General features: G+C 59.1%; 6 protein-coding genes and 2 pseudogenes. 4 read left to right on the top strand and 4 right to left on the bottom strand.

Translation table 11 applies throughout. From position 1 onward, the window contains the following. The first annotated feature begins 312 nt into the window (after positions 1-312). From tnpA to NKK50_RS26800, 4 genes and pseudogenes are all read left to right on the top strand, one after another. Positions 313-666 carry an IS66-like element accessory protein TnpA gene (tnpA, locus tag NKK50_RS26815; protein WP_352544137.1) on the top strand — a complete coding sequence of 118 codons (354 nt, stop codon included), beginning with the start codon at positions 313-315 and terminating at the stop codon, positions 664-666. A gap of 29 nt (positions 667-695) precedes the next feature. Beyond that, complete coding sequence (gene tnpB / locus NKK50_RS26810; protein ID WP_352544136.1) at positions 696-1,010, top strand: IS66 family insertion sequence element accessory protein TnpB; 315 nt, start codon at positions 696-698, stop codon at positions 1,008-1,010. Between the two features lie 66 nt (positions 1,011-1,076). Further along, positions 1,077-2,751 (top strand): annotated as a pseudogene (gene tnpC, locus NKK50_RS26805) (IS66 family transposase). After that, positions 2,727-2,924, top strand: coding sequence for a hypothetical protein (locus tag NKK50_RS26800; RefSeq protein ID WP_352544135.1), 198 nt, complete (start codon positions 2,727-2,729; stop codon positions 2,922-2,924). Before tnpC ends, NKK50_RS26800 begins: the two are co-directional and overlap by 25 nt. 420 nt (positions 2,925-3,344) lie before the next feature. On the opposite strand, the gene NKK50_RS26795 is transcribed toward NKK50_RS26800, so the two are convergent. The 4 genes and pseudogenes from NKK50_RS26795 to NKK50_RS31405 all read right to left on the bottom strand — a co-directional run. Further along, positions 3,345-4,844, bottom strand: a complete 1,500-nt coding sequence (locus tag NKK50_RS26795; RefSeq protein ID WP_352544134.1) for a M81 family metallopeptidase — start codon at positions 4,842-4,844, stop codon at positions 3,345-3,347. 163 nt (positions 4,845-5,007) lie between these two features. Continuing rightward, positions 5,008-6,255, bottom strand: coding sequence for an ATP-grasp domain-containing protein (locus NKK50_RS26790; protein WP_352544142.1), 1,248 nt, complete (start codon positions 6,253-6,255; stop codon positions 5,008-5,010). Between the two features lie 217 nt (positions 6,256-6,472). Then, complete coding sequence (locus NKK50_RS31410; RefSeq protein WP_502902428.1) at positions 6,473-9,529, bottom strand: type I polyketide synthase; 3,057 nt, start codon at positions 9,527-9,529, stop codon at positions 6,473-6,475. Positions 9,530-9,571: 42 nt separating this feature from the next. Further along, positions 9,572-10,402, bottom strand: a pseudogene (locus NKK50_RS31405) (beta-ketoacyl synthase N-terminal-like domain-containing protein); the annotation flags it as partial. Positions 10,403-10,406: the final 4 nt, after the last annotated feature.

Raw genomic sequence — 10,406 nt, 5'->3', positions numbered from 1 at the left:
GGTCAGGGATCGTACGGCGACTCTGAGCCACATCGCTAGCCATTTCCACGGACCGGCGGGCCTCCAACTGTCGCCGGGTGCAGCGCTCTTCCGTTTGCCCGATACAAGGCGAAAGCCTTGAAGCTGCAACGCGCCGTCCGCGCCCGCATCGGGGCAACCTCAATGCCTCGATGTCCGCTTGATCGTCACCAACTACGTCAAAGGCTCCCCGCAAGTAGTACGCCTCCGGCGAGGGCCGCCTTGCGGGAGCATGGCCCGGTAGCGAAGCTGCGCTCTTAAGGTCGTCCTTTCGAGCGTAGTTAGCAGCGCAGCATGAGCCATGTGACGTTATTGACCGGACCGGAGCGTCGTCGTCGTTGGCGTGAAGAGGATCAGTGCCGGATCCTGGCCGCGGCATTCGCGCCCGGGGCCACAGTGGCGGCGGTAGCGCGTCAGTATGATGTCGCAACCAGCCTGATCTATAAGTGGCGCCGCACGGTGAGAGCCCGCGAGACAGGCTTTGCCGAAGTTGTCGTGGTTCCCGATAAGCCTTTCGCCGCTTCGGTGCCGGCGGCGCCACCAGCGGTGATCGAGCTGGAGATCGCCGGCAAGGTGCGGCTGCGGATACCGCTGACCACGCCGCCGACACTGGCGGCGGCGATGGTGAAGGCGCTGGGCGTTTCATGATCCCGGTTCCGAGCCAGGTGCGGATCTGGTTGGCGGTCGGCCGGACCGATATGCGCCGCGGAATGCAAGGCCTCGCTCTGCAGGTTCAGGAGACGTTGGGCCGGGATCCGCATGCCGGCGATCTTTATGTCTTCCGCGGCCGCAGCGGCAACCTGGTCAAGATTATCTGGCATGATGGGCTCGGCATGTCGCTATATGCAAAACGGCTCGAGAAGGGCCGGTTTCTATGGCCGTCGCCGGCGGACGGCACGGTTTCCATATCACCGGCGCAGCTCGCCTACATGCTCGACGGGATCGATTGGCGCAACCCGCGTCACACGTTCCGACCGCAGCGCGCGGGCTGAGTTTTTCTTTGAGTTTGCGCCATTTTCCGCGAGTCAGCGGACGCGTTTTATGATTCACTCCAGGGCATGGTTGCCACCGCCCAGGATGCTGTTCCGGACGATATTGGCGCGCTGAGAGCAGCGCTGACCGCGGCGCTGGCCAGAGCCAAAGACGAGGCCGCGCGCGCTGCGCTGGTCGAGGCCGAACTGGCGGTCGCCAGGGCCAAGGCATCGGATGATGCGGCGCTGATCGCACATCAGGATCTGACGATCCGCAAGCTGCAGCGGGCGCTGCATGGTCAAAGTTCTGAACGTGCCGCCCGCCTGCACGACCAGATGGAACTCACCTTCGAGGAACTCGAGAGCACGGCAACGGAAGACGAGATCGCCGCCGAACAGGCAGCGGCCCGGACCACCGAGGTGGCGCCTTATGTGCGCAAGCGACCGACGCGCCAGCCATTTCCCGAGCACCTGCCGCGCGAACGCGTGGTCGAGCCGGCGCCGACCGCTTGCCACTGCTGCGGCGGTCATCGGCTGCGCAAGCTGGGTGAGGATATCACCGAGACGCTGGAGGTGGTGCCGCGGCAATGGAAGGTGATCCAGCACGTGCGGGAGAAGTTCACCTGCCGCGACTGCGAGGCGATCAGCCAGGCTCCGGCGCCGTTCCACGCCACCCCACGGGGCTGGGCCGGTCCCGGCCTGCTGGCGATGATCCTGTTCGAGAAGTTCGGCCAGCATCAGCCGCTCAACCGCCAGGCTGAACGCTATGCCCGCGAAGGCGTGCCGCTCAGCCTGTCGACGCTTGCCGACCAGGTCGGCGCCGGCGTCGCGGCGCTGATGCCGCTGTTCAAGCGGCTCGAAGCCCATGTGCTGGCCGCTTCACGTCTGCACGGCGACGACACGACGGTGCCGGTCCTGGCCAAGGGCAAGACCGATACCGGCCGATTATGGACCTATGTGCGTGATCACCGACCGTTCGGCGGTGTCGATCCGCCGGCGGCGGTGTTCTATTATTCGCGCGATCGCCGAGGCGAACATCCCGCGGCGCATCTTGCCGGCTGGAGCGGCATTCTGCAGGCCGATGCCTTTGGTGGTTATGGCGATCTCTATGCGACGGGCCGTCAGCCGGCGCCTATTCTGGAAGCCAGCTGCTGGGCCCACAGCCGGCGCAAAGTGTTCGAGTTGGCCGATATCGAAGCGGCGGCGCGCAAGAAGGCGCACGGCGAGAAGCCCAACCTGGTCTATCCGCGCGGTTGAAGGCGTGAAGCGCATCGATGCCCTGTTCGATATCGAGCGCGAGATCAACGGCCTGTCGCCGGCCCAACGCCACGCCGTGCGCCAGGAGCGGAGCCTGCCGCTGGTCGCGGAGCTCGAGACCTGGATGATCGAGACGCGCGACAAGCTCTCGCGCGGACATGATCTGACCAAGGCCTTCAACTACATGCTGCCCGCTGGTCATCCTTCACCCGGTTCCTCGACGATGGGCGGATCTGCCTATCCAACAATGCAGCCGAGCGAGCCCTGCGCGGCATCGCTCTCGGCAGAAAGTCCTGGCTGTTCTGCGGTTCCGATCGCGGCGGACCAGCGCGCTGCCGTTCTCTACAGCCTGATCGTCAGCGCCAAGATGAACGATATCGACCCGCAGGCCTGGCTCGCCGACGTCCTCGCCCGCCTGCCCGCCTATCCGGCCCATCGGATCGATGATTTGCTGCCGTGGAATTGGAGATCCGCACAACTGTGGACCCAATCAGCGGCGGCCTGATCATGCAGCGCAATAAGGTGCATCACGTCTACACCGTCGAACGTGTCGCCAGGGACCTCGGCGTCAGCGAAGCGCTCATCCAGGAACTGACCCTCGGTCTCGAGCCCGAGGACGGCGTCAATCTGGGTCTACGGCGCCAACGACGACGACGGGATCTTGGCCTTCACCGATGAAGGCATCGAGGAGGTCGAACTCCTCCTCGAAGAATATCATCGCGTCTCCCCATCAAAAACTTGACGCCAGCACCGCGGTGCTCAGGTCCTCATGGCTGCCGGATACACGTCTGCGGTCTTCACCGGATGGGTACCGCAAGTATCGCAAAAACAACCTCTCGGCGGCATTCCACAATCTGGACAAGGACGCTGGGAAGGAGCTGACGCGCCGCTACGACGAACGGTGCGGCCACCGTTCGCACAAAAATTGCGGCTTCGCGCATGAGAATGGTTTATCGAAAGCCCGCACGGCCATCTCAAATACGCGATCGACGACAGGAGTCTGATGAGAGGATCGAGCGATTTCGACGATCTTGTCTGCTATCGCCACGTTGTCGACAGTAACTGCGAGTCCAGCGGGCCTGGTCTCGCGGTAATGCCTTATACGGCTGAACGCTCCACTACTTGAGCCGCGACAATGGGCGCGTCGTCCACATTGGTGTCCGGCCAGACCCGTGCGCGCTTTTTGGGGAAAGCACCTGGGAAGAAATAGGAGAGGCCCGCGCTTGCAACATAGATAGTCGCTGAAACGCCCTCGAAATTGCGACTGAAGTGGAACTGCGACTTCATCACGATAAAGTCCTGCTCCCTGATATTGACGCCGTGGGATTCGAAAATGGCCCGATCAACGATGAACCCTGGCTTTGAAGTGACAATCACAAGGAAACGATTGTCAATCTCGATAAGGGCCGTCTTTCCCATGGCAGCGGATTCGTTGGCAAAACTGGGTCCAATGAGTTTGATATCCTTATTGTTGAGCAGCTTGACCACGCCTTCGACCTCGAAGGGCAGATAAAGCGGGGTCACCCTGCCGCCGAGATGCATCTTGATTTTCGCGCCAACTCCGGCGGCATGTGCCTGAGCGACGGTCTCCGGATCATTGACCGTCATCGCGCCCTGGAGCTTCACAGGATGCTTCAGCGCGGCCTGCAGGATCAAGGTGCTGTCGCCCGGCGCGCCGGCCAGCGTCCGGTCACCAAGATCGGCAAGCGCCTTGGTGATGCCGCTCTTGTCCTTCGCAGTGCTATCTAGGGCCTCTGCGATCGTGACGGTTTCATCCTTGAAGAGCTCGCGCAGATCCCAGAACTCCTGGGCGTAATCCTCCACGATCGCCTTGGCTTGCGCATATGGCCCGTTGCTGAGGATCACAGCGGCCTGACCCATGTCCGTTAGATCCGCAAAGCGATAGGCGTTGTAGATGCTAAGGTCCACCACTGGCGCTTCTGACTTCTCGAGCGCACGGGCTCGTGCGTGCATTTCCTTAAGTGGGCTGAGATGAGTTTCAAGCCTGCCTGGGGCAATCATCCGGGTTTTCGCGAAGGTATAGACCGGGCGCAGATGGCCTCCCAGGACATCGAAAACCAATCTGACGACCTTCTTGCCATTGTCGTAGTAATCGTCATGGGGATTGTTCTTGCAGGCGATGCAGATGTCGGCTGCCTTCAACATCTTCGGCGTGATATTGGCATGAAGGTCGAGACCTACTCCGATGACTGCGTTTCTGCCGATGGCACCGCGAATGTAGGAGAGGAAATCACCTTCCGCATCTTCGAACTCAGTCGTGGACATCGACCCATGCAGGTCCAGGACAATCGCATCCGGCGCGAGCTTCTTGAGTTCTTCGCCCCAAAACTGGCGTTGCTCAATGTAAAAACCGTGATCGATGGCGCCGCTCGGGGCGATTATCGAATCTGAAACGGGAAGGATTTCAATATCAGCGCGTTCGATCAAGGCGTCGACAATCCCGCCTAGCGTGGTGCCATTTCCCTTGGCCGCCTCGATCAAAGTCTCGCCGCGAATGACCGTGATATCTGCCGCGGCTGTCGCAGGCGCATATCCGTGCGATTCATGAAACAGGCGTCCGACTGCTATGCGCTTCATGATATTAATTGTCTCCTGAATGTCAGGGTTTGATCGCCAGGGACTTCGCGCTGTCTGCTCGGGCAGCGTGCGACGGATTGCTGGGAGCGTTTCAAGCTCACGGTGGGATGGACTGGCCGGTGGTGCCCCGCAACAGGGTGCGCCGGGGACAAGTGCTTAAGTCTTAAGGGGCCGCAGGCCACTCCTGTTCGCCAAGTGTCGAAAATGGTGTGATCGCCCAATCGATTAAGTCGACGGCACGCTGAAGTATCGCCTCTGTCTGAGCGCGGCTGGGGGAAGCGGCGATGACATACCCGATCCAGTCTCGGAGATCGCCTTTCCTGACGATTGGCGTGTTGGCTTCAATATAGAATTTGACTTCGGCTACACCGGGTATGGCAACTGCCTGACTGTCGCCTCCGATCCAATCAAGGGTGCCATCACGATCAGGAACGAGGAACCTCGCGGCCGCAGTCTGCGAATGCCTTCTGTGCAAATCCCATTCGTCGCCGATGACAAGCTTGATGTGCTCGGTGACGAGATCGATGCCGTAAGCCAGCTGAGTCAGTTGGGGAGTGGGCGTACCATGAAGCCGCGGATTGACTTCAATGACGACTGGGCCACGCTTCGTCCACCGGAATTCGATGCCCGTTGGCCCCCAGCCGAGGCCGAGAGCGCGCAAACAGCTCAGCGAAACATCGGCGATACGCCCATACTCTTCATCAGTCAGCGCGGCCGGCAAGGTGCACTCCCGAAAGACGAAATGCGGTGGGCAGCCGAACTCAGCGGCCTGAATCCCAATGATCTCATTACCCATTATTTCGGCGCTATAATAAGGGCCTTGTGCGAATTCTTCGACCAGTATCCTCGGCGGGGACTGCCATATGTGCTCCCCGCCCAAAAGATAGGTCGTATGTTCGGCTAACTCATCGAAGCTGCGGCACAGTCGGACACCTCTGCTGCCGGCACCAACTGCTGGTTTAAGAATCACCGGCAGGCCGATCTCCGCGGCAAAGCTTTCCACCTCCGTAGCGTCCGCTGCCAAGCGATAAGCAGGTATTGGAACGCCGGCCTCTGAGAGTAGGTGACGTTGCTTGACTTTGTCGCAGCATTGTTCGATGGATGTGGGGTTCGGTCCCGGCAGATCGAAATGGCGGCAGAGCTTGCCAACTGTCGCATAGAACGAGTCTCCGACGGACGTAATGCCAGCAATGTCATAGGTTGCATGCAGCCGGGAGCATTCGCGGATCAGCGCATCGAGATCGGCCGTATCGACCCGGATTGCCTCAATTCCTTCGGCCCCAAGATAGTCGTACCGAGCTGAGTCAGCCGACAGGACAATTGGATGAAGACCAAGTTGCAGAGCTGCTTGGACGTATAGCGGACCATTATATCTTGAACCTTCAAGCAGGATGAGCGCTCTTCTTGCCATTGGCCGTTGTCTCGGACGTTGCGTGCTGTGCGGCGGTCCTTCGCGTACATCGGGGAAAGCTTTTTCAGCCTTGCCTGATCTCAGACCTTGTGGTGAACATACCATTGTCAGCGATCCGCGGTCGCAAAGATTCTGCAAAGTTACTTCAAGGATTTGTTGCAACGGTATGGTCACCGGCCCTTGTCCCGCTTATGCGATCCGCTGCTGGTACCGTCGCTTAGTCGTTTCGATTGAGATAATCTTTGAGCTTCATTGCTAGGACGCGTACATGGGGCGGAGCGACCATGGTGTAATGGTCACCTGGCACTTCGTGAATTTCCAGGCGCGCCCGCGCGAATTGCTTCCACCCAAGATCGCCATCAGGTTCATTCGTGGATGTGCGCAGCCCCTTCCTGGCTGCAAAAAGAACGGACCTGCTGTCGTTGACGCGAGGCGTATATTCACGCAGCGCAATTTTATTTGCCTCGGCAACTGCAAGGATATTATTGAACTGCGTTTCGCCCATGTCGGGTACGTTACCTGCTTGCTTTCCGAAATCCAGCAATGCCGTGACCTGGCATTCACGCTTGATGGAATCTAACTTTCGCCAATGTTTCTTCAGCGCTGGAAAAAGGACACTCAATGTGACCGCTTGCTCGCTAAGCCAGTCAGGAATACGGCGGTTGCCGAGCAAGCGATGGTACCGGCTGCTTGTGTGCTCTTCATCCTTGTGAAGCGCTTTGGCATCGAGCAGTCCAACTATTGCTACCTCGTCACCAGCATCGCGCAATTGGCAGCCCATTTCCCAAGCAATGCTACCGCCCATGGACAAGCCAACGAGTTGATAAGGGCCGCGTGGTTGTACGCTCTTGATGGCCTCAATATATTCCCCTGCCATCTCGGCAATGCTCAGGTGAGGTTTTGCCTCACCATTCAGGCCTCGCGCCTGTAATCCGAAGAGCGGCTGGTCTGCACCCAATGCCTTAGCAAGAGGCGTATATAGGAGTACATGTCCCCCAAAAGGGTGGGGGCAAAACAGAGGTGTCCGTGAACCACCGGTTTGTATCGGCACCAATGCGTTCGGACGCACGCTTCCACGGATCTTCGAGAGGGCTATCGCGAGCCCGCTTGGTGTCTGATGTTCCAGCAACAGGGAGACAGCCAATCTCTCTCCCGTTAGCTGCTCGATGCGATCGATCACGCTTAAGGCACTCAACGAATCGCCACCAAGATCAAAGAAGCTGTCGGTCGCGGCAACGTCTTCCAAGCCCAAAATGTCCCGGTAGACCGCCGCAATTTGGCGGTCCAAAGCTGCCTCAGCAGACATCTCAACTACAGTCGGACTGCGCACCCCTTCGTTCCCAGTCGGGGGATCGACGGATGTGGCTGCAATATCAGGCTGCTTCAAATCGGCATTTTGTTCCTGCTCCTTGGTGACGACTGCATCGAGCCAGTAACGCTTGCGATCAAAAGGATAAGGCGGGAGGGGGGTACGCTGCGGGGGCTTATGATCGTGCAGGCCAGACCAATCTATGCGAACGCCGCAGGTCCAAAGCTTGCCCAATGTCTGTAACAGTCTCAGGCGATCACCTTGCCCATGATCGCCTCCTGGCAAGGCCGCAAAGGCGATGGGGCTGCGCAGGTTGATCTTTGACTTGGACCGCTTGGAATGTCCCGTCAGGGCTGCGCCAGGCCCCATCTCAATGAACAATTCGTGGCCCGATTGCACTAGCCGATCGAAGGTCTGATGGAATTGCACCGTCTCTCGCAGGTTGCGGACCCAATAGCTGCCATCGAGCCGCACGTCCGCCTCAAGCCAGTCACCGAGCACAGTTGACATGAACGGTACTTCCGGTGCGTGCAGCTCGACTTGTTCGGTATGAATCCTAAACTCCGGCAGGATTGGATCGAGCAGGGATGAATGCACGGCATGACTTCCACGTATCCGTTTGCTCGCGATAGATTTCGCCTGCAATCGCTCATGAAACTCTTCGATCTCGGATGCGGCCCCCGAAACGACGCACAGACGTGGACCGTTTATGGCCGCCAATGAAAGGCGTTCGTTCCAATAGGGCTGGAGCTCTTCCGGCGACAGGCTGACTGCAACGATGCCGCCGGCAGGCACACGCGACGTTAACTGTCCTCTTATCAGCGTCAGTCGAATGGCATCACGTAACGAGATGATGCCCGCAAAATGAGCGGCTGCATATTCGCCGATGCTGTGGCCGATCACAGCTGCAGGGAAAATGCCCCACGACAGGAAGAGCTTCGTCATTGCATATTGCGTAGCAAAGATGACAGGCTGTATGACGGCTTCCAGCTGAGGCTCAAGCTCGCCATCAGATTTGCCTTCGCAGTAGAGCAGGGGGCGGAAATCAATATGTGCGAGCTCATTAAGCCAGTTTGCGCATTCGTCGATGGCGTTGCGGAATACCGGCTCTTCTTCATAGAGCTCCCGACCCATTCCAATCTGCTGCCCGCCCTGGCCGGAGAACATGAAAACGATGCGGGGTTCACTGCTTGACGCTTCCCCCGATGCGCCCGCATGCAGTGCCGCCTGATCGAATTGGTCGGCTAGTTCCACCAGACCGGATCCGACGATACTTGTGCGATATCTGAGAGCGGCTCGCCCCTTCTGCAGGGTGTATGCGACATTTGCTGCGCTGTGCTGAACCTCGCTTCGGCGCATAAAGCCGGCCAGTTGCCGAAGCACTTCGGTCAGTGCCGACCTGCTCGCCCCCGATACTGGAAACACGTGCAGCCTGCGGCCGCCTTGTTGATGGGTTCGCGGCGGAGTCTCCTCGAGAATCGCGTGCGCATTCGTGCCACCGATGCCATATGAGCTGACCGCACCGCGCCTTGGCCCGCCGCTCTTAGGCCAAGCGGTGCAGGTCTTGGCTACGAACACCGGGCTCTCTTTGAAGTCGATATTTGGGTTGGGCTTATCAAAATGCAGGCTGGAGGGAATGACGCCCTTGTTCAGCATCGTGGCGAGCTTGATCATTCCCGTTACACCCGCTGCTGCGTCGAGATGGCCGATATTTGTTTTGACCGAACCTATTGCGCAGAATTGTTTCCTCGCTGTGTGGGAACGGAAAGCCTTGGTCAGGCCAGAGATTTCGATGGGGTCGCCAAGGTAAGTTCCCGTACCATGCGCCTCCACGTAACCAATGGTGTCCGCAGAGGCCTCAGCATCGGAGAGGGCAGCTTGGATTACCGCTGCCTGTCCTTCAGCACTGGGGGCGGTGAACCCTACCTTGGCCGCGCCATCATTGTTGATGGCGGTTCCCTTTATGACTGCCCAGACATAGTCGCCGTCTCTACGGGCATCGCTCAGCCGCTTGAGAACAACCGTCGCTGCTCCGCTGCCTCTCACCGTTCCTTGTGCTTTCGCATCGAACGCACGGCAGTGGCCGTCAGGGGACAAGATATGGCCTTGTTGATGGAGATAGCCTTTTCCATGCGGCAGGGAAATCGATGCACCGCCTGCCAGCGCCATATCGCACTCATTGCTGCGAAGGCTCTGGCAAGCGAGGTGGACAGCAACCAGCGAAGTGGAACAGGCCGTCTGAACTGACACGCAGGGGCCGGTCAAATTGAGCTTGTAGGCAATGCGCGTCGCCGTGAAATCGTGGCCATTAAGAATGCGGATCTGCAATTTCTCTGAATCCAGCAGGTCCCTGCCTGCTTCCCGCTCAGCGAGATAGTGGTTCGCCCCTACGCCAGCAAAAACACCGACTTTGGCCTCGGATGGCTCGCGCGATCCGTATCCCGCATGGTCGAGCGCCTGATACGCCGTTTCCAGCAGGATCCGCTGTTGCGGGTCCATCCACGCTGCTTCCTTAGGCGAGATGCCGAAGAACGCTGCGTCAAACAGATCAACGCCGCTGATAACGGCTTCGCGCCTCACATAATTAGGCTTGCCAAACGTGTCAGGAGCAACGTCAGCGTCTCGCAATGTCTGTTCATCCAAGTCTGTGATGGACTCAATGGCATCGACCAGATTGTTCCAGAATTGGTCGACGTTTTCCGCTCCCGGGAACCTGCCCGCCATACCTATGATTGCAACAGCATCGCGGTCCTGTTTGGGTTCGTTGCCGCTTCCGGCCGAACCAATTGTGGTCTTTAAACCTCCAGCGGAGTGAGGAGCAGCTTGAGTTGCGGCCAAATGC

Origin of the sequence: Mesorhizobium sp. M0001, assembly GCF_040324255.1 — a bacterium.
In the GTDB taxonomy this organism is placed as follows: domain Bacteria; phylum Pseudomonadota; class Alphaproteobacteria; order Rhizobiales; family Rhizobiaceae; genus Mesorhizobium.
Note: the sequence above shows the minus strand (reverse complement) of the source record. Positions and strands in the feature narration are given on the sequence as shown.

Bases quoted from the DNA above. Each gene is read 5' to 3' on its own strand.
- tnpA (WP_352544137.1), top strand. From the start codon at position 313: ATGAGCCATGTGACGTTATTGACCGGACCGGAGCGTCGTCGTCGTTGG.
- NKK50_RS26795 (WP_352544134.1), bottom strand. From the start codon at position 4,844: ATGAAGCGCATAGCAGTCGGACGCCTGTTTCATGAATCGCACGGATAT.
- NKK50_RS26790 (WP_352544142.1), bottom strand. From the start codon at position 6,255: ATGGCAAGAAGAGCGCTCATCCTGCTTGAAGGTTCAAGATATAATGGT.